Consider the following 20,463-nt stretch of genomic DNA (forward strand, 5'->3'; position numbering starts at 1 on the left):
CGCGCGTACGGCCCGCGCCCGTATGGCTTGCGTGCGTACGTGCCCGCGCCCCCTACCGGGTCCGCGCCGGCCGGTGCTTGGGTCGGCGCAGGCCGGCGTCCGTCAGCCGGCGCAGCAGTTCCTTGCTGCCGACCTCCACGGCCCCGGCGTGCACCGCATCGTCGTACCGCTCGGCCGGCAGGTCGTAGTGGTCGCGCTCGAAGGCGCCCCGGGGTACGCCGATGCGCGCGGCGAAGGCATGCAGTTCGGCGAAGGACACATCGCTGACCAGGTGCGACCACATACGGCCGTGCCCCGGCCATATCGGCGGGTCTATGTAGATCGCCAACGGCCACCTCAGCCTTCCGCCGGGGCGCGGAGCCGGCCGACGCGGGCGACCGCGACCGCCGTCTTCGGGCAGACCCAGTGCGGGTCGGGCCCCAACTCCGGCTCCACATCGAGGGCATGGGGGTCGCCCGACTCCACACACACCGGGCACAGCGGCCAGCGGCCGTACCTCTCCAGGAGGGCGTCCTGGACGTCCTGCGCGATCAGTCCCGCGACGAACGCCGCGCCTTCAGGCCATTGCTCGACCCACCACCGGCGGTGGACGACCGCGTCCTCCACGAGCGAGACGATGTCGGCGTCGGCCACCTTGTCCGCCATCAGGTCGGCGAGCACCAGCGCTCGCGCGGCGTGCAATGCCTGTTCCAGCTCCATGCCCTCCATTGTCTCCCGGCCGCCCGACGCCGCTCGGCGTTGTCCACAGGCCCGGCGGCCGAGACCGTGCGTTGTCCACAGCCCTCACGGAGGGTATTGACGCGGTGCGGCGATGAAATTACTTTTCAAGCGTGAGCAGCAGCCTGAAGGAAACTTTCAAGGGCGTGGCCGTCGAGACCCGACCGGCCCCGGCCCCACCCGCCCCCGCGGCGCTGGCCGCCAAGGTCCGCAGCCTCGCGCCGACGATGACCCGCTCCATGCAGCGGGTCGCCGAGACCGTCGCGAGCGACCCGGCCGGCTGCGCCGCCCTGACCGTCACCGGCCTCGCGGAGCGCACCGGCACCAGCGAAGCCACCGTCGTACGCACGTCGCGACTGCTCGGCTATCCGGGCTATCGCGACCTCCGACTTGCGCTCGCCGCGCTCGCCGCGCAGCAGGCGGCCGGCGGCGCGCCCGCGGTGACGGCCGACATAGCGGTCGACGACTCCCTCATCGACGTCGTCGCCAAGCTGGCGCAGGAAGAGCAGCAGTGCCTGGCCGACACCGCGGCCGCGCTGGACGTCACCCAGCTCGAAGCGGCGGTCGCCGCGCTCGCGTCCGCCCGCCGGATCGATGTGTACGGCATCGGTGCGTCCAACCTCGTCGGCCAGGACCTGGTCCAGAAGCTGCTGCGCATCGGCCTGATCGCGCATGCGCACGCCGACCCCCACCTCGCGGTGACGAACGCCGTGCAGATGCGGACCGGTGACGTCGCCCTCGCGATCACCCACTCCGGCCGGACCACCGACGTCATAGAGCCCCTGCGGGTGGCCTTCGACCACGGCGCGACGACGATCGCCATCACCGGCCGCCCGGACGGCGAGATCGCCGCGTACGCCGACCACATCCTGACCACCTCCACCGCGCGCGAGAGCGAACTGCGCCCGGCCGCGATGTCCTCCCGGACGAGCCAACTGCTGGTCGTGGACTGCCTGTTCATAGGCGTCGCGCAGCGGACGTACGAGACCGCCGCCCCCGCCCTCTCCGCCTCCTACGAGGCACTGGCCCACCGCCACCAGCCCTGACCGCCGCCCGCCGCGCGGGGGCGGCGTACGCCCGACCCGGAAAGAGCCACCGAGCCATGACCTCCACCGCCGACCACCCCCACTACGCCGACCTGCGGGCCGAGTTGGACGGCCTCACCACCGAGGCGTTCCGTCCCGACCTCGCCGAGATCGACCGCCGCTCCACGCTCGACATCGCCCGCACGATGAACGACGAGGACGCCACCGTCCCCGCCGCGGTCGCCCGGCGGCTCCCCGAGATCGCCGCCGCCATCGACGCCACCGCCGCCCGGATGGCCCGTGGCGGCCGGCTGGTCTACGCCGGCGCCGGCACGGCCGGCCGGCTCGGGGTGCTGGACGCCAGCGAATGCCCGCCGACCTTCAACACCGACCCCTCCGAGGTCCTGGGCCTGATCGCCGGCGGCCCCTCCGCGCTGGTCACGGCCGTCGAAGGGGCCGAGGACAGCAAGGAGTTCGCGGCCGAGGACCTGACCGCGATCGGGCTGACCGAGCGGGACGCCGTCGTCGGCATCTCGGCTTCCGGCCGCACTCCCTACGCGATCGGCGCGGTCGAGCACGCCCGGGCCCGCGGTGCGCTGACCATCGGCCTGTCCTGCAACGCCGGTTCGGCGCTGGCCGCGGCCGCCGAGCACGGCATCGAGATCGTCGTGGGCCCCGAGCTGCTGACCGGCTCGACCCGCCTCAAGGCGGGCACCGCGCAGAAGCTGGTGCTCAACATGCTCTCGACCATCACCATGATCCGGCTGGGCAAGACCTACGGGAATCTGATGGTCGACGTCCGTGCCTCCAACGACAAGCTGCGGGCCCGCTCACGGCGGATCGTCGCGCTCGCCACCGGCGCCACCGACGCCGAGATCGAGACCGCGCTCGCCATAACGGGCGGCGAGGTGAAGAACGCCATCCTCACCCTGCTCGCCGGCGTCGACGGCCCGACCGCCGCCCGCCTCCTCGCCGCCTCGGACGGCCATCTGCGCGCGGCCCTGGAAGCCGCCGGATCCCGCTGACACCGTCTGTCGCGCTCCTCTGCCGTCCCTTCGCCCCGCCCGCCTCCGAACCCCACCACTCCGGATGGTCCGCACAGCAAGGCACCGCACATGTCCGAAGACGCCCACCGCGCCACCGCCGCCGCGCTCCTCCCGCTGGTCGGCGGCGCCCCCAACGTCATCTCCGTCACCCACTGCATGACCCGGCTCCGCCTGGGCATCCGGGACCGCTCCCTGGTCCGGGACGAGGACCTCAAGGCGCTGCCCGCCGTCATGGGAGTGGTCGAGGACGGGTCCACGTACCAGATCGTGCTGGGACCCGGCACGGTAGCCCGGGTCACCCCCGCCTTCGAGGCTCTGCTGGAACAGGCCCCCAGCGCCAAGGAACCGAACACCGCGCCCGCAACCACCCAGCCCCCGACCACCACCACGCACCCAACCGCCACCGCGCAGCCGACCACCGCGGCCTCGTCCACCACCGCCGAGCAGCTCGCCGAGCAGGGCGCCGCGCTCAAGGCACGCCAGAAGGCCCGGAACGCCACCCCGGTCAAGCTGTTCCTGCGCCGGGTGGCGAACATCTTCGTCCCGCTGATCCCGGCGCTGATCGGCTGCGGCATCGTCGCCGGGATCAACGGCCTGCTCACCAACCTCGGCTGGCTGCCGTCCGTAGTCCCCGCGCTGACCGCCCTCGCCTCCGGCTTCATGTCGCTGATCGCGGTGTTCGTGGGCTACCACACCGCCAAGGAGTTCGGCGGGACACCGGTGCTCGGCGGCGCGGTCGCCGCGGTCATCGTCTTCCCCGGCGTCACCCACATCACCGCCTTCGGCCGCCACCTCTCCCCCGGCCAGGGCGGCGTACTCGGCGCACTCGCCGCCGCACTGCTCGCCGTCCAGGTGGAGAAGCACTGCCGCAAAAGAATCCCCGAGGCGCTCGACGTCCTCCTCACCCCCACCCTGACGGTCCTGATCACCGGCCTGGTCACGCTCTTCGGGCTGATGTACGTCGCCGGTGAGGCCGCCACCGCCATCGGGTCCTTCGCCACCTGGCTGCTCGCGCACGGCGGCGCGGCGGCCGGCTTCCTGCTGGGCGGGCTCTTCCTCCCCCTCGTCATGCTGGGCCTCCATCAGGCCCTCATCCCGCTGCACACCACCCTGATCCAGCAACAGGGCTACACCGTCCTGCTGCCGATCCTCGCCATGGCCGGCGCGGGCCAGGTCGGCGCCGCCCTCGCCGTCTACGTCCGCCTCCCCCGCAACCACTCGGTCCGTACGACCATCAAGTCCGCTCTGCCCGCGGGCTTCCTGGGCGTCGGCGAACCGCTGATCTACGGTGTGTCACTCCCGCTCGGACGGCCCTTCGTCACGGCTTGCGTCGGCGGCGCGTTCGGCGGCGGCTTCATCGGCCTGTTCCACCAGCTCGGCGACACGGTCGGCGCCACCGCCATCGGCCCTTCCGGCTGGGCGCTGTTCCCCCTCGTCCAGGGCAACCACGGCATCGTCACCACGCTCGCGGTCTACGCGACGGGCCTGGCAGTCGGCTATCTGACCGGCTTCCTGGCAACGTACTTCTTCGGCTTCAGCAGCCAGCTGCGCACCGACCTCAACACCCCACCGCCCACACCAGAATCACCAGAAGTCCCAGAACCAGCAGTACCGGCGGGAGGAGCGGAACCAGCGGAACCGCCGACAACGGCTCCCGCCGCACCGCCCACCACCGCCCCTGCCCCTGCCACGGCCGAAACCTAGGAACACCGGGCCCCAGGGACGCCGGCACCAGGAACGCCGGAACGTCGGGACGTCGGAACGCCAGAACGCCGGGACACCGTCCTAAGCCTCGGACCCCTCGTGCTCGCGGGTGGTCACCGCCTCGACGTGGCCGCAGAATGCGCAGACCCAGACGGGTCCTTCGGTGTCGCGCTGCTGCCACATGGTGCGGCGACAGCGGGAGCAGCCCGTCGTGCCGATGCCGTCCGCACCCATCAGCGGCGGCTCGGGGGTCGCGTCGGCGTAGGCGATGATCTGCTTGCGCAGCCGGTCGTCCGTGGTGTTGGCCATCTGGAGCAGGCGCACCACACGGGAACGGACTTCTTCGACAAACTCGGTCATCGTCGGAGCAGCGTACGCGTCCGGGGAGCAGTCCTCGATCGGTTCGTTCAAATACCAGGAGCTCCGGACGCCCGCCACCCTCGATGGAGTGAGACAGCCCCGCGCGGTTGACGCCCGCCGGCGTCCGGCGTCGCCTGACGGCCGCTCAGGGAGTGGACGCGGGCGAACGGGTCTCCGTACGGGGTGCCGCGGATGCCCGGGCCGCCGTTGCCGAGCGGTGTGATTCGACGGCCAGCAGGGCGAACCACACGCCCACCAGGACCAGATGGACGCGCTGCGGGACGCCGTGCCAACCGGGTCGGCCGAACAGGGGACCCACGGTGCACACGGCGGCCGGCAGGGCCACCGCCAGCACCCGCGGCCCCCACCGGCGGATCAGCCGCCGGTGGGGGCGCTCGGCCACGGCGGCACGGCTGAGCAGCGCCATCGATGCGAAGAGGAAGAAGTGGGCCAGGGCGCTGGTGGCCGTGTGCCAGGGGTGCACGGGCTCGCACCCGGGCTCCAGTGAGGGCGCGCAGCGCATCGGCAGCGCGACGTCGGCCAGGGACGACAGTCCGAGGCCGGCCAGTGCCCCCCATCCGGCGCGGGACCAGCCGCCCGCCGCCCGGCCGTACGCGAGCAGCGCGCCCAGGACGACGAGGGCGGCGCAGACGCATTCGATGCCGCCGAAGAGACCGCGCAGCGGCTGGTCGGCGGCGTACAACTCGCTGACGTACGAGTGCCGGGGGTCGAGGCCGGTCGGCAGGACGAACTCCAGCAGCCAGCCGTTGTAGAGCACGGCGGCCACGGCGAGCAGTCGGGCCGCCCAGGCGTCCCGGCGGCCCGGATCGCCGGGCGGCCCCAGGTGCCGTGGTGCGGGCTCCCCCACCTGCGTCGCGTTCCGCTCTCGCCCGGGCATGATCAGTCGCCGCCCGTACCGGACCTGATCAGACCTCTACGCACCCTGGCTCGCACGAAAACTCCTTCGTTTGCGATCACCGGGGGCGCGGCCACCCCGAGACCCTTGGCCGTGACTGTCCATGGTCGATCCAGTGCACAGCGTAACCGCGATGCCGCCGTCACCCCGAGAGGCTCAGGGCACGGCGGCGGTCCGGGGGTAAAACGCCGCCGGGGCGGCACCCCCTGGGAGGAGGGTGCCGCCCCGGCGTTCAGGACGGGTGATCCGGGAGGATCAGCGTTCTGGTCCAGCGGGCCGGAGGTCCGGCGCGGTGGATCAGAAGTCCATGTCACCGCCCGGCATGCCGCCCGGAGCGGCCGCGGCGGCCTTCTCCGGCTTGTCGGCGATGACGGCCTCGGTGGTGAGGAAGAGCGCCGCGATGGAGGCGGCGTTCTGCAGCGCGGAGCGGGTGACCTTGGCCGGGTCGATGATGCCCTCGGCGACCATGTCGACGTACTCGCCGGTGGCGGCGTTCAGACCGTGGCCGACGGCCAGGTTGCGCACCTTCTCCACCACGACGCCGCCCTCGAGGCCGGCGTTGACCGAGATCTGCTTCAGCGGGGCCTCCAGGGCCAGCTTCACAGCCGCGGCACCGGTGGCCTCGTCACCCTCGAGCTCGATCTTCTCGAAGACCGAGGAAGCCTGCAGCAGGGCCACGCCACCGCCGGCGACGATGCCCTCCTCGACGGCCGCCTTCGCGTTGCGGACGGCGTCCTCGATGCGGTGCTTGCGCTCCTTGAGCTCGACCTCGGTGGCGGCACCGGCCTTGATGACGGCCACGCCGCCGGCCAGCTTCGCCAGACGCTCCTGGAGCTTCTCGCGGTCGTAGTCCGAGTCGCTGTTCTCGATCTCGGCGCGGATCTGGTTGACCCGGCCCTGGACCTGCTCGCTGTCACCGGCACCGTCGACGATGGTGGTCTCGTCCTTGGTGATGACGACCTTGCGGGCGCGGCCGAGCAGGTCGAGACCGGCGTTCTCCAGCTTGAGGCCGACCTCCTCGGAGATGACGGTGCCACCGGTGAGGATGGCGATGTCGCCGAGCATGGCCTTGCGGCGGTCACCGAAGCCCGGGGCCTTGACGGCGACGGACTTGAAGGTGCCACGGATCTTGTTGACGACCAGGGTCGACAGGGCCTCGCCCTCGACGTCCTCGGCGATGATCAGCAGCGGCTTGCCGGACTGCATGACCTTCTCCAGGAGCGGCAGCAGGTCCTTCACGTTGCCGATCTTGGAGTTGACGATGAGGATGTACGGGTCGTCGAGCGACGCCTCCATACGCTCCATGTCGGTGGCGAAGTACGCCGAGATGTAGCCCTTGTCGAAGCGCATACCCTCGGTGAGTTCCAGCTCCAGACCGAAGGTCTGGGACTCCTCGACGGTGATGACGCCTTCCTTGCCGACCTTGTCCATGGCCTCGGCGATGAGCTCGCCGATCTGGGTGTCGGCGGCGGAGATGGAGGCGGTGGAGGCGATCTGCTCCTTGGTCTCCACGTCCTTGGCCTGCTCGAGCAGGGCGGCGGAGACGGCCTCGACGGCCTTCTCGATACCGCGCTTCAGGGCCATCGGGTTGGCGCCGGCGGCGACGTTGCGCAGGCCCTCGCGGACCAGAGCCTGGGCCAGGACGGTCGCGGTCGTCGTGCCGTCACCGGCGACGTCGTCCGTCTTCTTCGCGACCTCCTTGACCAGCTCGGCGCCGATCTTCTCGTACGGGTCCTCGAGCTCGATCTCCTTGGCGATGGACACACCATCGTTGGTGATCGTGGGGGCGCCCCACTTCTTCTCGAGGACGACGTTGCGGCCCTTGGGGCCGAGGGTGACCTTGACGGCGTCGGCGAGCTGGTTCATCCCGCGCTCGAGACCGCGCCGTGCCTCCTCGTCGAACGCGATGATCTTGGCCATGTGAAGTGGTCCTCCCGGACTGGGGTGGATTGCTCCGGACCGCGCTGGCGCCCGCGACGGACGACCTGCAGACCTGCTGTGGTTCCTTGCCCCACCGGCCTGCGGGCCTCACCGACCCGGTCCTTCGTTGTCACTCTCACTCGGAGAGTGCTAACGCCAATGATTAGCACTCGAGGCATGCGAGTGCAAGCCGTTCGGAGCGTGGCCCATCCATCGAGGGGTGGCGGCCGGGAGGTCCGTCCGTCGCGGCGGACAGCAGAAGGCCCGTACCCCCGTCAGGGGTACGGGCCTTCACCACGCAGCAGTCGGTCGGCGCCTCAGCCGGCCACCCGGACCATGTCCGCCTGCGGCCCCTTCTGGCCCTGCGAGATCTCGAACTCGACCCGCTGGCCCTCCTCAAGGGTGCGGTAGCCGTCCATCTGGATCGCGCTGTAGTGGACGAATACATCCGCACCACCGTCGACCGCGATGAAGCCGTACCCCTTCTCCGCGTTGAACCACTTGACGGTGCCCTGAGCCATGCCTAACTCCCCTATTACTGGCCCTTGCGCAGGACCGCACTCCGCGGACCCGGGTCAGACCTCACCCCGCGAAAGGCCCGTGGGGTGTGCGCCGGAACGCGTCGACCGCCGCTGAATGTATCTGGACCGATGCCCAGCGCAACAGGTCAATCGGACGAGAATTCTGGCACCGGAGAATCGGCTATATGCGGCGAAATCGCGATTCTCCCGGGCAAGCCGGGCCGGGCATAGGCGTATCTAACCGACAAATGCCGCACACACTTTGAGCACAACTCAGCACGGATTCTTATGCGCTCGGCATACCCGGGGACATATACAGCGGGGAGATCGCCACAATGCTATCCCCTTTCACGAAACGGAATTGCCCCGTCCGTTTTTGATGGACGGGGCAATTCCGGTCAAGCGGGGGAAAGGATGGCGCAAATCCGCGCCTGTTCGATCACCGTACGGGCAAGGCCGCGCCACCGGGAGGAGGCGCGGCCCAGGTCCGACGGAAGGTCAGCAGCCTCCGGCCACCGCGGGGATGATGGAGACGCCCGCGCCGTCCGGCGTCGGCGTCTGCAGGCCCTGCTCGAAGCGGACGTCGTCGTCGTTGACGTAGACGTTCACGAAGCGGCGCAGCTTGCCGGCGTCGTCGAGCACCCGCGCCGCGATGCCCTGGTGGTTCTTCTCCAGGTCGGCGATCACCTCGGAGAGGGTCGCGCCCTCGGCGGTGACCTCGGCCTCGCCACCGGTGTACGTGCGCAGGATGGTGGGGATGCGGACCTTGACGCTCATGGTTCTGCCTTCCGGACAGGGATTACGGAGTACGGGTGCGGGGACTGCGCGGGCTCAGCCGGCCAGGCCGGCCGCGCGGAACGCGTCCAGGTTCGGACGGATCGTGGCCGAGGGCCCGGTGGTCGGCGCGACCGCGTCCAGTGTCTTCAGGCCGTCACCCGTGTTGAGGACGACGGTGGTCAGCGCCGGGTCGAGCAGACCCTCCTCGATGAGCTTCTTGGTCACGCCGACGGTCACCCCGCCCGCGGTCTCCGCGAAGATGCCCTCCGTACGGGCCAGCAGCTTGATCGCGTCCACGACCTGCTCGTCGTTGACGTCCTCCACCGCACCGCCCGTACGGCGCGCGATGTCGAGCACGTACGGGCCGTCCGCCGGGTTGCCGATCGCCAGCGACTTGGCGATGGTGTTCGGCTTCTGCGGGCGTACGACGTCGTGCCCGGCCTTGAAGGCCGTCGACACCGGCGAGCAGCCCTCCGCCTGGGCGCCGAAGATCTTGTACGGCTTGTCCTCGACCAGCCCGAGGGCGATCAGTTCCTTGAGGCCCTTGTCGATCTTCGTCAGCTGGGAGCCGGACGCGATCGGGATGACGATCTGGTCCGGCAGCTGCCAGCCGAGCTGCTCGCAGATCTCGTAGGCCAGGGTCTTGGAACCCTCGCCGTAGTACGGCCGCAGGTTGACGTTGACGAAGCCCCAGCCCTCGCCGAGCGGGTCGCCGATGAGCTCCGAGCAGAAGCGGTTGACGTCGTCGTAGTTGCCCTCGATGCCGACCAGGTCACCGCCGTAGACCGCGGCCATGACGACCTTGCCGGCCTCCAGGTCGTGCGGGATGAAGACGCAGGACTTGAAGCCCGCGCGGCGCGCCGCGGCGCCGACCGCACCGGCGAGGTTGCCGGTCGAGGAGCAGGACAGGGTGGTGAAGCCGAAGGCGCGGGCGGCCTCGACGGCGATCGCGACGACACGGTCCTTGAAGGAGTGCGTCGGGTTGCCGGAGTCGTCCTTGACGTACAGGCCACCGGTGACGCCGAGCTCGGCGGCGAGCCGGTCGGCCTTGACGAGCTTGGTGAAGCCGGGGTTGAGGTTCGGCTTCTCGGCCACGTCGGCGGGGACCGGGAGCAGCGGGGCGTAGCGCCAGATGTTGTCGGGGCCGGCCTCGATCTGCTTCCGCAGGGCCTCAGGGTCGCCGCTCGGCAGGTCGTAGGCGACTTCGAGCGGCCCGAAACAGCTGGCACAGGCGAAGATCGGACCGAGATCGAAGCGCTCACCGCATTCCCGGCAGGACAGCGCGACGGCGGGGCCCAGGGCGACGGGGGTGGGGTTTGCGGTGGTTTCGGTGACTTGCACAGCCATGGAGGCGAGGCCCTTTCTCCTCATCTTCCTCGCGGCGCATCTCGTCGCGAGACGGATTTGGCACCTTCCCTAGCCGGGAGCCTCGGCGCGCTGGACGCGGAGACCGACTGGAGGGTTGCCGGGGCTTCAACGGGCCGTATCCCTCTGCCCCTCTGGATGAGCGGTATGGCGCTGGGCCGAAACCCAGGCGTTTGTCGCGAGGCGACCCCGGCATGCGAGGGTCATCCGCGTTGTTCAAGACTGTAACCGAAGGCACTGACAGTTGAGATAGTCGTCCGAACCGCGAGATGGATCACACGATGGATCACCTGGCGACCGCTGCACCGGCAGCCACCGAGGAGTAAGAGACGTGCTGGAAGAGGTGGAGCGCTGGCTGCGCAGCCGCTCCTGGTCGGCTGCCGACCGCCCGTTGGAGCAGCTGCTGGCGGCCAAGCGCCAGACGGGCCGTACGGTCAGCGTCGTCCTGCCCGCGCTGGACGAGGAGGCCACGGTCGGCACGATCGTGGCGACGATCCGCGCCGAGCTGATGACCGACGCCGTCCCGCTGGTCGACGAGCTGGTGGTGCTGGATTCCGGTTCCACCGACCGGACGGCCGGGGTCGCGGCGGCGGCCGGCGCCAAGGTCGTCCACCGTGACGCCGTGCTGCCGCGGCTCCCCGCCGTCCCCGGCAAGGGCGAGGTGCTGTGGCGCTCGCTGCTCGCGACCACCGGCGACATCATCTGCTTCGTCGACGCCGATCTGCGGGAGTTCTCCGCGACCTTCGTCTCCGGGATCGTCGGACCGCTGCTGACCGACCCGGACCTGCAGTTCGTCAAGGCGATGTACGACCGCCCGCTGGAGACCGGGGGCGAGGGCGGGGGTCCGGGCCAGGGCGGCCGGGTCACCGAACTCGTCGCCCGTCCGTTGCTCAACCTCCACTGGCCGCAGCTGGCCGGTTTCGTCCAGCCGCTGGGCGGCGAGTACGCGGCCCGCCGTTCCCTGCTGGAGCGGCTGCCCTTCCCGGTCGGCTACGGCGTCGAGCTGGGCCTGCTCGTCGACGCGCTGCACACGGTCGGCCTGGACGCCCTCGCCCAGGTGGACGTCGGCGTACGCAGGCACCGCCATCAGGACGGCCAGGCCCTCGGCCGGATGGCCGCCGCGATCTACCGCACCGCCCAACTCCGCCTGGCCCGCGGCCACTTGGTGCGGCCCCGGCTCACCCAGTTCGACCGGGGCGAGGCGGGTTTCGTGCCCCGCACCACGGACGTGGACACCGAGGAACGGCCGCCCATGACCGACATCCCGGAATACGCGGCCAGGCGGGCGGCCTGACCCGCGTCGCACGTTTGCACGGATCCGTCACTGGTTAATCTCGCGACATGGTCTCCGAGCGCAATGTGGTGCACGCAGGTGCCGAGGTTCTCGTCGCGTCCAATCGCGGACCGGTCTCGTACGCCCTGGGGGAAGGCGGGGCGCTGACCGCGAAGCGGGGCGGGGGCGGGCTGGTGTCGGGGCTGTCGGCGATCGGACCCGAGACGGACGCGGTGTGGGTGTGTGCCGCGCTCGGTGAGGGCGACCGGGAGGCGGTGCGGCGGACCGGCGACGTGCTGGACCGGGCCGACACCGGCGGACAGCGCGTCCGGATGCTGGACATCCCGTCTCATATCCACGCCGACGCCTACAACGGCATCGCCAATTCGGTGCTGTGGTTCGTCCACCACATGCTCTACCAGACGCCGCTGGAGCCGGTCTTCGACGCGGAGTTCCGGCGGCAGTGGGGGGCCTACGAGGCGTACAACCACGCCTTCGCGCGGGCGCTCGCCGCCGAGGCGGGCCGGGGCGCGGCGGTGCTGGTGCAGGACTACCACCTGGCGCTGGTGCCGGGGATGCTGCGGGCGCTGCGGCCGGACCTGAAGATCGCGCACTTCTCGCACACCCCCTGGGCGCCGCCCGAGTACTTCCGGATGCTCCCGGACGGGATCGCCGAGCAGCTGCTGCGCGGGATGACCGGCGCCGACCAGCTGGGGTTCCTGACGCACCGCTGGGCGGACGCCTTCAGCGCGTGCTGCGCCGAGGTGCTGGACGGCACCGGCGGCACCCGGCTCGGGGTGTACGGGCTGGGGGCGGACGCCGCGTTCCTGCGGGAGCGGTCGCGGCGGGCCGACGTGGACGAGCGGCTGGCGGCGCTGCGCGAGCAGATCGGCACCGGCCCGGACGGGACGGCGCGCCGGACCATCGTGCGGGTGGACCGTACCGAGCTGTCGAAGAACATCGTGCGCGGGCTGCTGGCGTACCGGGAGCTGCTGGTGGACCGGCCGGAGTGGCGGGAGCGGGTGGTGCACGTCGCCTTCGCCTACCCCTCGCGGCAGGACCTGGCGGTGTACCGGGAGTACACCGCGCAGGTGGGGCGGCTGGCCGAGGAGATCAACGCCGAGTTCGGCACGGACGACTGGCGGCCGGTGGTGCTGCACGTGAAGGACGACTTCGCGCGGTCGCTGGCGGCGTACCGGCTGGCGGACGTGGCGCTGGTCAACCCGATCCGGGACGGGATGAACCTCGTCGCGAAGGAGATCCCGGTGGTGTCCGAGGAGGGCTGTGCGCTGGTGCTGTCGCGGGAGGCCGGCGCCCATGAGGAGTTGGGTGCCGCGGCGCTGACGGTCAATCCGTACGACGTGGGCGGTACGGCGCGGGCGCTGCACGAGGCGCTGACGATGAAGGCCGGGGAACGGACGGAGCGCACCGAACGGCTGGCCGCGGCGGCGACCGCGCTGCCGCCGGCGCGCTGGTTCCTGGAGCAGTTGCGGGCGTTGCAGGAGGGCTGAGCGAGGGCGGCGCGGGGCGCGGCCGGGAGGCGGCGTCCGGGTCGCGCCACGCGCTGTTCAGGTCCGCGCCACCGGGGCGCGGGCTGTTCCGGTCCGCGGTGGGGTAGTTCTTCTTCATGCCGAACTCCGCGCGTGCCCTGCCGCTTTCCGTCCGTACGTCCACGATGGCGGCCGTCGCCGTGCTGGCCCTCGCGGCCGGCGGGTGTTCGTCCGTCCCGACCCATCCCGACGCCAAGGGGAGTTCGGGCCGCACGTCGGGCCCTTCCGGGACATCGGGCCCTTCCGGGACATCGGGCCCTTCCGGGACGTCGTCCCCCGCCCCGCCCACCGGGGCGATAGCCGTCGGGCCCGGCCCCCAGGGTGCGTACACCGTGCAGCGGCAGCCCGCGCCCGGTACCTGCCACGTCCGCCACACCACCGGCAAGCAGCCGCTGCCGGACCCGAAGTGCACGCCGGGCGCGACGAATCCGAAGGTGACCGCGGCGACCCTCAGGTCGACGATCTGCCGGAGCGGCTACACCAAGGACATCCGGCCGCCGGTGAACATCACCAGCCGCGAGAAGAAGGCCAACGCCGCGTCGTACGGCTATACGGGCCCGCTGCACGACGCCGAGTACGACCACCTCATCAGCCTCCAGTTGGGCGGCGACCCCAACGATCCCCGCAACCTCTGGGTCGAACCGCCGTCCCCGGGGCACCGGCCGGGCGCCGGGCCCAACAACCCCAAGGACGTGGTGGAGAACCGCCTCAAGGCCGCGATCTGCTCGGGCAGGGCCGACCTGACGAAGGCCCAGCAGGCCATCGCCCGGGACTGGACCACGGCGGAGGCGGTGCTGGGGTTGGGGAGGTAGCGCCGTTGCCGGGGGAGGTGGCGCCGGTGCCGGAGGAGGTAGCTCCGTCGCCTGGGAGGTGGCGCCGTGGCCCGGGGAGGTGGCGCCGGCTCGGGGCGCAGCGCAAGCCCGGGGCGCAGCACTTGGGGGCGTGCGTGCCAGGGGGACGGGGCGTCCCCTAGGGCGGGGGCGAACACATCCCTTAGGGGACGCGAACGCCCCCTGCGGGGCCACAAGGGGGTGGGGATGGGGGATATTCCCGCGGCTCGACAGGGGGTCGGTGGTTCAGCGGTCGGTGAGCCGGGACGCCACCGCGTCGAGGAGGTCGACGACGCCCGCGGGGCCGGCGACGACCAGGTCGGCGCGGTCGGCGAGTTCGGTGACCTCGTTGCTGCCGCTGCAGACCAGGAGGCCGGTCAGGCCCTCGGAGCGGAGTTTCTCGACGGCGCCGAAGGCGGCCAGGTCGCCGAGGTCGTCGCCGGCGTAGAGGACCGTCGAGGCGCCGGTTTCGCGGATCCAGTCCGCGAGCGCGACGCCCTTGTCCATGCCGGGCGGGCGGAGTTCGAGGACGAGCCGGCCCGGTTCGACGATCAGGCCGTGGCGTTCGGCCAGCGCGGTGAGCGGCGCGCGCAGCCGCTCGAAGGCGCCCTGGGGGTCGTCGGCACGGCGGGTGTGGATGGCGATGGCCCGGCCGCCCTTGCGCTCGATGGCCGTCTCGACCCAGGTGCCGTGCCAGACGCCGGAGGCGTCCAGGACGCCGGGGAGTTCGCCCTGTATGGCGGCGATGCCGGGGTGCGGCGGCGGGGCGTGCACGGTGCCGGTGGACGCCTCCCAGCGCTCGGCGCCGTAGTGGCCGAGGACGGTGAGGTGTTCCAGACCGGGGACGTCGGCGAAGCCGCCGAGGCGGACCGCGACGGTGGCCGGTCGGCCGGTGATCACCGCGGCGGCGCGCAGATGCGGTACGAGGCGGCCGAGGGCGGTGACCGCGCCCTCGTGGGCGCGGGCCTTCTCCGGGTCGGGGACGATGTCGGCGAGGGTGCCGTCGAAGTCGAGGGCGACGACGGCGCGTTCCGGGTGGGCCAGCAGCGCGGCGAGGCCGTCGCGGCCGGCGGGGGTGACGGGGGTCGGCACGTTCGGGGGGCTGCCCATGCCGCCGACCCTACCGGCGGTGGGCGGGCGCACGGCCGGTGCACGGGCGCATCGGGCCGACGGGTCGCGAAACCGCCCGTGCCGCGACGGGCGCCCGGTCAGCGGCGGGCGCGGCGGGCGTCGCGCATCCGGCGCAGCCGGTTGACGGTGACGGGGTCGTGGGCGAGCGCCCGGGGGTCGTCCAGGAGGGCGTTGAGGAGCTGGTAGTAGCGGGTCGGGGAGAGGCCGAGCCGTTCGCGGATGGCGCGTTCCTTGGGGCCGGGGCCGGGCCAGGAGCGGCGCTCGACGGCGAGCACCGCCTCGTCCCGGGCGGACAGCCCGGAGCCGCCCGCGCCGCCGGTGGCCTGCGGGTCGTCCGTACTGCCGGGGCCGCTCGTCATCACGTTCCCACGATAAGCGCACGGTCGGACGGGGCGGGGGCCGGGCGGGTGGCCCGGTCCCCGCGTGCGGCGTCATTCGCCGCTGTTGTCCTCGGCGTCCGCGGTGTTCTGGATGTCGGTGAGCACGCCGGAGGGGTTGCCGTTCGGGCCGACCACGGCACCCATCCTGGCCTTGATGGTCTTGGAGATCAGCGGCCAGGAGGTCTTGTCCGCGGGGTAGAACTCGGCGGCGGCCAGCTGCTTGAGGAAGCTGTGCAGCTTGGCGTAGTGGTCGTCGGCGAGCATCGCCTGGGAGGCGGAGGTGGTGACCGGCAGCAGGCCGTATTCGCCGGAGAACTTCTCGACGTTCTTGTCGCTGTAGACGAAGTCGAGGAACTTGCCGACCTCGGCACGGTGGCCGTTCTGCTTGAACGCCATCATCCAGTCGGCGACGCCCAGGGTGGCCTTGGCCGGGCCGTGCACGCCGGGCAGGTCGACGGTGCCGTAGTCGATGCCCTTGGCCTCGGCCTGCTTCATGAGGGTGGGGTGGCCGTTGAGCATGCCGACGTCGCCGGCGGTGAAGCCGGCGAAGGCGTCCTCGCGGTTGAGCTTCGCCGGGTCGCTGCCGGTCAGGTCCTTGCCGACGAGGTTGTTCTTCAGCCAGGTGAAGGTCTTGATGTTCTGCGGCGAGTTGATCTGGTACTTGCCGATGCTGTCGGTGTAGCTGCCGCCGCCGCTGAGCATCCACATCAGCGTCTCGGCCTGGGTCTCCTCGGGGCCGAGCGGCAGTGCGTAGGGCATCTTGACGCCGTGTGCCTTCAGCAGGGCGGCGTCGTGGGCGATGTCGTCCCAGGTCTTGGGCGGGCTGGTGATGCCGGCCTGGGCGAACAGCTTCTTGTTGTAGAAGAGCCGCCGGGTGCTGGCGCCGAAGGGCATGCCGTACTGGACGCGGTGGTATTCGCCGGCCTCGGCGAGGCCGGGCGTGAAGTCCGCCTGGACCGGTATGGAGAGCAGCTGGTCGGCGCTGTAGAGCTTGCCCTTGGCCGCGTAGTCGGCGTACGCGCCTATCTGGGCGAGGTCGGGGGCTTTGCCCTCCTTGACCAGGTCCTCGACGTGCTTGTCGACATCGGTCCAGCTGTCGACCTCGACGTCGATCTTGATGTCGGGGTGCTTCTTCTCGAAGGCTCGGGCGAGCTGGTCCCAGTAGTGCTGGGAGCTGTTGGCCCGGCTGTCGCCGTAGTCCGCGGCGATCAGCTTCAGGGTGACGTCGCCGTCGCCCGGTCCGCCGCCGCAGCCGGTGAGTGTCAGTGTCATGGTGGTGGCCGTTGCTGCCGCCGCCAGGCTCAAGTACCGCCGCTGCACCCGCTGTTACCGCCCTTTTCCTGTCCCGAAATTCTGTGTCCGCCGGGTTCTTCGACACCGTCTCGGGGATCGCCCTCGCCCGGCGTGAACAGCGAGTTTCCACCCGCGTTCGGTACAAGGTCTACACCACAGGCGATTGCGCTTCGGTATCGGGCTCCCACACTTCCTTCACCCGGACCGGACCGGTGAGTGGACTAGACCTTTCGGGGCGCAGCGCGCGAAACTGTTCCCGTGAGACATGTCATCGCCCTGGATGTGGGCGGCACCGGGATGAAGGCCGCCCTCGTAGGGGTGGGCCCCGCGCCGTCCGGGAAGACACCGCCCGCCCTGCTCTACGAGGCACGGCGCCCCACCGGCCGCGAGCACGGCCCCGAGGCGGTGGTCGAGACGATCCTCGGCTTCGCCGCCGAGCTCCGCGACCTCGGCGCCGCCCGCTTCGGCGCCCCCGCCGAGGCCGCCGGCGTCGCGGTCCCCGGCATCGTCGACGAGACCTCCGGCACCGCCGTCTACGCCGCGAACCTCGGCTGGCGGGACGTGCCGCTGCGGGCGCTGCTCTCCGAGCGGCTCGGCGGGGTCCCGGTCGCGCTCGGCCACGACGTGCGCACCGGCGGCCTGGCGGAGGGCCGGATCGGTGCCGGCCGGGACGCCGGCCGCTTCCTGTTCGTCCCGCTGGGCACCGGCATCGCCGGCGCCATCGGCATCGGCGGCCGCATCGAGGCCGGCGCCCACGGCAGCGCCGGCGAGATCGGCCACATCGTCGTACGGCCCGGCGGGCGGACCTGCGGCTGCGGCCAGCGGGGCTGTCTGGAGACGCTGGCCTCGGCCGCCGCGGTGGGCCGGGACTGGGCGGCGGCCTGCGGCGACCCGCGGGCCAGCGCGGCGGACGCGGCCAAGGCCGTGGCGTCCGGCGACGAACGGGCCCTGGCGGTGTGGCGGGACGCGGTGGAGGCGCTGGCCGACGGCCTGGTCACCGGGCTGACCCTGCTCGACCCGGAGATGGTGATCATCGGCGGCGGACTGGCCGAGGCGGGCGACACGCTGTTCACGCCTCTGCGGGAAGCGGTCCGGCGGCGCGTTACGTTCCAGCCGCTCCCCTCGATCGTTCCGGCGGCCCTCGGGGACGCCGCCGGGTGCCTGGGCGCGGGACTCCTCGCCCGGGATCTTCTCTCCACGGAGGTAACCGCCTGATGGCACTGCAACAGTCCGCGCAGCCGGCCGCGGGTCCCCGGCGCACCGTCCTGGCCGGCGCCCGGATCGCCCGCCCCTCCGGCGTCGTCGAACGCGGCCGGATCACCGTCGAGGGCCGTCGGATCGCCGCGGTCCACAGCCGCGACGCCGACCTGACCGAGGACCGCGGCACCGACGCCATGGACCTCACCGGCCACCTCGTCGTCCCCGGCTTCGTCGACATGCATGTGCACGGCGGGGGCGGCGGCTCGTTCTCGTCCGCCGACCCCGGCGAGTGCATGACCGTCGTGGAGACCCACCGCCGGCACGGCACCACCTCGATGGTCGCCTCCACGGTCACCGGCGAACTGTCCGAACTCGCCCGGCAGGCCGGGGTGCTGGCCGAGCTGGTCCAGCAGGGCGAACTGGCCGGCATCCACTTCGAGGGCCCGTTCATCTCCCCGCACCGCTGCGGCGCCCACCAGCCGGGACTGCTGCGCGACCCGGACCCCTCCGACGTCCGCGCGCTCCTCGCCGCGGCGCACGGCACCGCCGCGATGATGACCGTCGCCCCCGAACTGCCCGGCGGCCTGGACTCCGTACGGCTGCTCTCCGACGCCGGGGTGATCGCCGCCGTCGGCCACACCGACTCGTCCTACGACGCGACCCGGCAGGCCATCGACGCGGGCGCGACCGTCGCCACCCACCTCTTCAACGCGATGCCGCCGCTCGGCCACCGGGCGCCGGGGCCGGTCGCCGCGCTCCTGGAGGACGAGCGGATCACCGTCGAGCTCATCAACGACGGCACCCATCTGCACCCCGCGATGCTCCAGCTGGCCGTCCGCGAGGCGGGCAACGGCCGGGTCGCGTTCATCACGGACGCCATGGGCGCGGCCGGCATGGACGACGGGAGGTATCCGCTCGGCCCCATGCAGGTCGAGGTCCGGGACGGGGTGGCCCGGATCAGCGACGGCCCCACGGCCGGCTCCATCGCGGGCTCCACGCTCACCTTGGACCGCGTCTTCCAACGGGCGGTGCTGGTCGATGGCCTGACGGTGGATCAGGCCGTCCAGGCGCTGTCGGCCACCCCGGCCCGTCTGCTGGGCATCGACGACCGGACCGGCTCCCTGGCGGCCGGCAAGGACGCCGACCTGGTGGTGCTGGACGCGGCGTTCGCCCTGGTCGGCGTCATGCGCCAGGGCGAGTGGGTGGTGCGCCCGCAGAGCGCGTGAGGTGAGCTGCGGGTCTGGGCCAACCGCCCCGACGATGGCATGATCGCTCGCGCACTTGTCCGCATGCCACCGCCGTGCGCGGTTGCCCGACCCAGGCCGCCCGGCCATGACTGCCCGGAGGGGCGACCATGATCCTCACGGTCACGCTGAACGCCGCCCTGGACATCACCTACCGCGTGCCCCGGCTCCGCGCGCACCGCACGAACCGGATCACCGAGGTGTCCGAACGCCCCGGCGGCAAGGGCGTCAACGTCGCCCGGGTACTGGCCGCACTCGGCCACCGCACCGTCGCCACCGGCTTCGCGGGCGGCGGCACCGGGAACGCGCTGCGCGCCCTGCTCGCCGAGACGGCGGTCACCGACGCATTGGTCCCGGTCGGCGGCGCCACCCGCCGCACGGTCGCCGTCGTCGACGCGACCACCGGGGACACCACCCAGCTCAACGAGCCGGGCCCGACCGTCTCCCCCGCCGAATGGGACACCTTCCTCGGCACCTACCGCGAGCTGCTGGGCGAGGCCCGGGCGGTGGCCCTGTGCGGCAGCCTCCCCCCGGGCGTCCCGGTCGACGTCTACGCCCGCCTCACCCGCGCCGCCCGCACCGCCGGCGTCCCCGTCCTGCTGGACACCAGCGGCGAACCGCTGCGCCGGGGCCTGGCCGCCCGCCCCGACCTCGCCAAGCCCAACGCCGACGAACTGGCCGCACTGACCGGCAGCACCGAGCCGCTGCGCGCCGCCCGCGACACCCGCCGCCGCGGCGCGCACGCGGTGGCCGCCTCACTGGGCCCGGACGGGATGCTGGCGGTCACCGCGGACGGCGCCTGGCAGGCCGCCCCGCCCCGCCGGTTCGCCGGCAATCCGACCGGCGCCGGCGACTCAGCGGTCGCCGGACTGCTCTCCGGCCTGGTGGAGGACCTCCCGTGGCCCGCCCGCCTGGCCCGCGCGGTGGCCCTGTCCGCCGCGACGGTCCGCGCCCCGGCCGCCGGCGAGTTCGACCTGACGACGTACGAGGAGCTGCTGCCGGCGGTGGCGACCGCCTCCGTCACCGACCTCAAGGATCGCTGACCACCGAGGCCGGGAGCGGGGCGAACTGCTACACCGTCACGGCCCCCGGACGGCAATGCTCTTCACCGGCCACGGAGTCTTGGAGGTGGGGCTGATCAAGCTGTAGGCGTGGCCTCCGAAGTTCGGCGGTGACCAGCCACGGACATTGCCCTTCGGGCACTTGGCAGC

20 protein-coding genes and 1 riboswitch are annotated in these 20,463 nt (G+C 72.1%); of the genes, 9 read left to right on the forward strand and 11 right to left on the reverse strand.

Annotated features, from left to right (window positions below; all coding sequences use genetic code 11):
* Nucleotides 1-52 precede the first annotated feature (52 nt).
* Together ACFV1J_RS25130 and ACFV1J_RS25135 are read right to left on the reverse strand one after the other, a co-directional pair.
* Nucleotides 53-328: a DUF4031 domain-containing protein gene (locus ACFV1J_RS25130; protein WP_385861521.1), complete on the reverse strand. Its 276-nt coding sequence runs from the start codon at nucleotides 326-328 to the stop codon at nucleotides 53-55.
* Nucleotides 329-336: 8 nt separating this feature from the next.
* Nucleotides 337-708, reverse strand: coding sequence for a hypothetical protein (locus ACFV1J_RS25135; protein WP_385861523.1), 372 nt, complete (start codon nucleotides 706-708; stop codon nucleotides 337-339).
* A gap of 122 nt (nucleotides 709-830) precedes the next feature.
* Here ACFV1J_RS25135 and ACFV1J_RS25140 point away from each other — a divergent pair, with 122 nt between their 5' ends.
* From ACFV1J_RS25140 to ACFV1J_RS25150, 3 genes are all read left to right on the forward strand, one after another.
* Nucleotides 831-1,763: a MurR/RpiR family transcriptional regulator gene (locus ACFV1J_RS25140; protein ID WP_385861525.1), complete on the forward strand. Its 933-nt coding sequence runs from the start codon at nucleotides 831-833 to the stop codon at nucleotides 1,761-1,763.
* A 56-nt stretch (nucleotides 1,764-1,819) separates the two neighbouring features.
* Nucleotides 1,820-2,767, forward strand: coding sequence for an N-acetylmuramic acid 6-phosphate etherase (murQ, locus tag ACFV1J_RS25145; RefSeq protein ID WP_385861527.1), 948 nt, complete (start codon nucleotides 1,820-1,822; stop codon nucleotides 2,765-2,767).
* Between the two features lie 90 nt (nucleotides 2,768-2,857).
* The gene (locus tag ACFV1J_RS25150) at nucleotides 2,858-4,492 is read left to right on the forward strand and encodes a PTS transporter subunit EIIC (protein WP_385861529.1); all 1,635 of its coding nucleotides are present in this window, start codon (nucleotides 2,858-2,860) and stop codon (nucleotides 4,490-4,492) included.
* 81 nt (nucleotides 4,493-4,573) lie between these two features.
* On the opposite strand, the gene ACFV1J_RS25155 is transcribed toward ACFV1J_RS25150, so the two are convergent.
* The 6 genes from ACFV1J_RS25155 to thrC form a co-directional block, all read right to left on the reverse strand.
* Nucleotides 4,574-4,852 (reverse strand): hypothetical protein, encoded by a 279-nt coding sequence (locus ACFV1J_RS25155; RefSeq protein WP_385861531.1) that lies wholly within the window; start codon nucleotides 4,850-4,852, stop codon nucleotides 4,574-4,576.
* 145 nt (nucleotides 4,853-4,997) lie between these two features.
* Nucleotides 4,998-5,720, reverse strand: coding sequence for a DUF998 domain-containing protein (locus tag ACFV1J_RS25160; RefSeq protein ID WP_385861533.1), 723 nt, complete (start codon nucleotides 5,718-5,720; stop codon nucleotides 4,998-5,000).
* A gap of 345 nt (nucleotides 5,721-6,065) precedes the next feature.
* Complete coding sequence (groL, locus tag ACFV1J_RS25165; protein ID WP_030810521.1) at nucleotides 6,066-7,688, reverse strand: chaperonin GroEL; 1,623 nt, start codon at nucleotides 7,686-7,688, stop codon at nucleotides 6,066-6,068.
* Nucleotides 7,689-8,005: 317 nt separating this feature from the next.
* Nucleotides 8,006-8,209 (reverse strand): cold-shock protein, encoded by a 204-nt coding sequence (locus tag ACFV1J_RS25170; RefSeq protein ID WP_003986833.1) that lies wholly within the window; start codon nucleotides 8,207-8,209, stop codon nucleotides 8,006-8,008.
* Nucleotides 8,210-8,707: 498 nt separating this feature from the next.
* Nucleotides 8,708-8,986, reverse strand: a complete 279-nt coding sequence (locus ACFV1J_RS25175) for a MoaD/ThiS family protein (RefSeq protein ID WP_385861534.1) — start codon at nucleotides 8,984-8,986, stop codon at nucleotides 8,708-8,710.
* Nucleotides 8,987-9,040: 54 nt separating this feature from the next.
* A complete protein-coding gene (gene thrC / locus ACFV1J_RS25180; protein ID WP_385861536.1) occupies nucleotides 9,041-10,333 on the reverse strand; it encodes a threonine synthase in 1,293 nt (430 codons plus the stop codon).
* Nucleotides 10,334-10,350: 17 nt separating this feature from the next.
* A riboswitch (SAM riboswitch) is annotated at nucleotides 10,351-10,496 on the reverse strand.
* Between the two features lie 186 nt (nucleotides 10,497-10,682).
* Between thrC and ACFV1J_RS25185 the strand changes: the two genes are divergently transcribed.
* The 3 genes from ACFV1J_RS25185 (at nucleotide 10,683) to ACFV1J_RS25195 (ending at nucleotide 13,986) form a co-directional block, all read left to right on the forward strand.
* Nucleotides 10,683-11,645 (forward strand): glucosyl-3-phosphoglycerate synthase, encoded by a 963-nt coding sequence (locus ACFV1J_RS25185; protein ID WP_385861538.1) that lies wholly within the window; start codon nucleotides 10,683-10,685, stop codon nucleotides 11,643-11,645.
* A gap of 47 nt (nucleotides 11,646-11,692) precedes the next feature.
* Entirely contained in the window at nucleotides 11,693-13,135 is a 1,443-nt protein-coding gene (locus ACFV1J_RS25190; RefSeq protein ID WP_385861540.1) for a trehalose-6-phosphate synthase, read from the forward strand.
* Between the two features lie 371 nt (nucleotides 13,136-13,506).
* Entirely contained in the window at nucleotides 13,507-13,986 is a 480-nt protein-coding gene (locus ACFV1J_RS25195; protein ID WP_385861542.1) for a hypothetical protein, read from the forward strand.
* A 264-nt stretch (nucleotides 13,987-14,250) separates the two neighbouring features.
* On the opposite strand, the gene otsB is transcribed toward ACFV1J_RS25195, so the two are convergent.
* The 3 genes from otsB to ACFV1J_RS25210 form a co-directional block, all read right to left on the reverse strand.
* A complete protein-coding gene (gene otsB / locus ACFV1J_RS25200) occupies nucleotides 14,251-15,114 on the reverse strand; it encodes a trehalose-phosphatase (RefSeq protein WP_385861545.1) in 864 nt (287 codons plus the stop codon).
* A gap of 98 nt (nucleotides 15,115-15,212) precedes the next feature.
* A complete protein-coding gene (locus ACFV1J_RS25205; protein ID WP_385861666.1) occupies nucleotides 15,213-15,494 on the reverse strand; it encodes a DUF3263 domain-containing protein in 282 nt (93 codons plus the stop codon).
* Nucleotides 15,495-15,566: 72 nt separating this feature from the next.
* Entirely contained in the window at nucleotides 15,567-16,787 is a 1,221-nt protein-coding gene (locus ACFV1J_RS25210; protein ID WP_385861546.1) for an extracellular solute-binding protein, read from the reverse strand.
* Between the two features lie 279 nt (nucleotides 16,788-17,066).
* On the opposite strand from ACFV1J_RS25210, the gene ACFV1J_RS25215 reads away from it, so the two are divergent.
* The 3 genes from ACFV1J_RS25215 to ACFV1J_RS25225 all read left to right on the forward strand — a co-directional run bounded on the left by ACFV1J_RS25215 (nucleotide 17,067) and on the right by ACFV1J_RS25225 (nucleotide 20,295).
* Nucleotides 17,067-18,023, forward strand: a complete 957-nt coding sequence (locus ACFV1J_RS25215) for an ROK family protein (RefSeq protein WP_385861547.1) — start codon at nucleotides 17,067-17,069, stop codon at nucleotides 18,021-18,023.
* Complete coding sequence (nagA, locus tag ACFV1J_RS25220; RefSeq protein ID WP_385861549.1) at nucleotides 18,023-19,234, forward strand: N-acetylglucosamine-6-phosphate deacetylase; 1,212 nt, start codon at nucleotides 18,023-18,025, stop codon at nucleotides 19,232-19,234. The genes ACFV1J_RS25215 and nagA overlap by 1 nt, the downstream gene beginning before the upstream one ends.
* A 128-nt stretch (nucleotides 19,235-19,362) precedes the next feature.
* Nucleotides 19,363-20,295 carry a 1-phosphofructokinase family hexose kinase gene (locus ACFV1J_RS25225; protein ID WP_385861551.1) on the forward strand — a complete coding sequence of 311 codons (933 nt, stop codon included), beginning with the start codon at nucleotides 19,363-19,365 and terminating at the stop codon, nucleotides 20,293-20,295.
* Nucleotides 20,296-20,463: the final 168 nt, after the last annotated feature.

The sequence above is a fragment of the Streptomyces sp. NPDC059649 genome, assembly GCF_042734445.1.
Classification (GTDB): Bacteria; Actinomycetota; Actinomycetes; order Streptomycetales; family Streptomycetaceae; genus Streptomyces.

What these genes read in the sequence shown, in the direction of transcription:
- ACFV1J_RS25225 (WP_385861551.1), top strand. Translation starts at nt 19,363, where the DNA reads ATGATCCTCACGGTCACGCTGAACGCCGCCCTGGACATCACCTACCGC.
- ACFV1J_RS25175 (WP_385861534.1), bottom strand. Translation starts at nt 8,986, where the DNA reads ATGAGCGTCAAGGTCCGCATCCCCACCATCCTGCGCACGTACACCGGT.
- nagA (WP_385861549.1), top strand. Translation starts at nt 18,023, where the DNA reads ATGGCACTGCAACAGTCCGCGCAGCCGGCCGCGGGTCCCCGGCGCACC.
- ACFV1J_RS25170 (WP_003986833.1), bottom strand. Translation starts at nt 8,209, where the DNA reads ATGGCTCAGGGCACCGTCAAGTGGTTCAACGCGGAGAAGGGGTACGGC.
- groL (WP_030810521.1), bottom strand. Translation starts at nt 7,688, where the DNA reads ATGGCCAAGATCATCGCGTTCGACGAGGAGGCACGGCGCGGTCTCGAG.
- ACFV1J_RS25150 (WP_385861529.1), top strand. Translation starts at nt 2,858, where the DNA reads ATGTCCGAAGACGCCCACCGCGCCACCGCCGCCGCGCTCCTCCCGCTG.
- ACFV1J_RS25155 (WP_385861531.1), bottom strand. Translation starts at nt 4,852, where the DNA reads ATGACCGAGTTTGTCGAAGAAGTCCGTTCCCGTGTGGTGCGCCTGCTC.
- ACFV1J_RS25135 (WP_385861523.1), bottom strand. Translation starts at nt 708, where the DNA reads ATGGAGGGCATGGAGCTGGAACAGGCATTGCACGCCGCGCGAGCGCTG.
- ACFV1J_RS25210 (WP_385861546.1), bottom strand. Translation starts at nt 16,787, where the DNA reads ATGACACTGACACTCACCGGCTGCGGCGGCGGACCGGGCGACGGCGAC.
- thrC (WP_385861536.1), bottom strand. Translation starts at nt 10,333, where the DNA reads ATGGCTGTGCAAGTCACCGAAACCACCGCAAACCCCACCCCCGTCGCC.
- ACFV1J_RS25190 (WP_385861540.1), top strand. Translation starts at nt 11,693, where the DNA reads ATGGTCTCCGAGCGCAATGTGGTGCACGCAGGTGCCGAGGTTCTCGTC.
- ACFV1J_RS25205 (WP_385861666.1), bottom strand. Translation starts at nt 15,494, where the DNA reads ATGACGAGCGGCCCCGGCAGTACGGACGACCCGCAGGCCACCGGCGGC.
- otsB (WP_385861545.1), bottom strand. Translation starts at nt 15,114, where the DNA reads ATGGGCAGCCCCCCGAACGTGCCGACCCCCGTCACCCCCGCCGGCCGC.
- murQ (WP_385861527.1), top strand. Translation starts at nt 1,820, where the DNA reads ATGACCTCCACCGCCGACCACCCCCACTACGCCGACCTGCGGGCCGAG.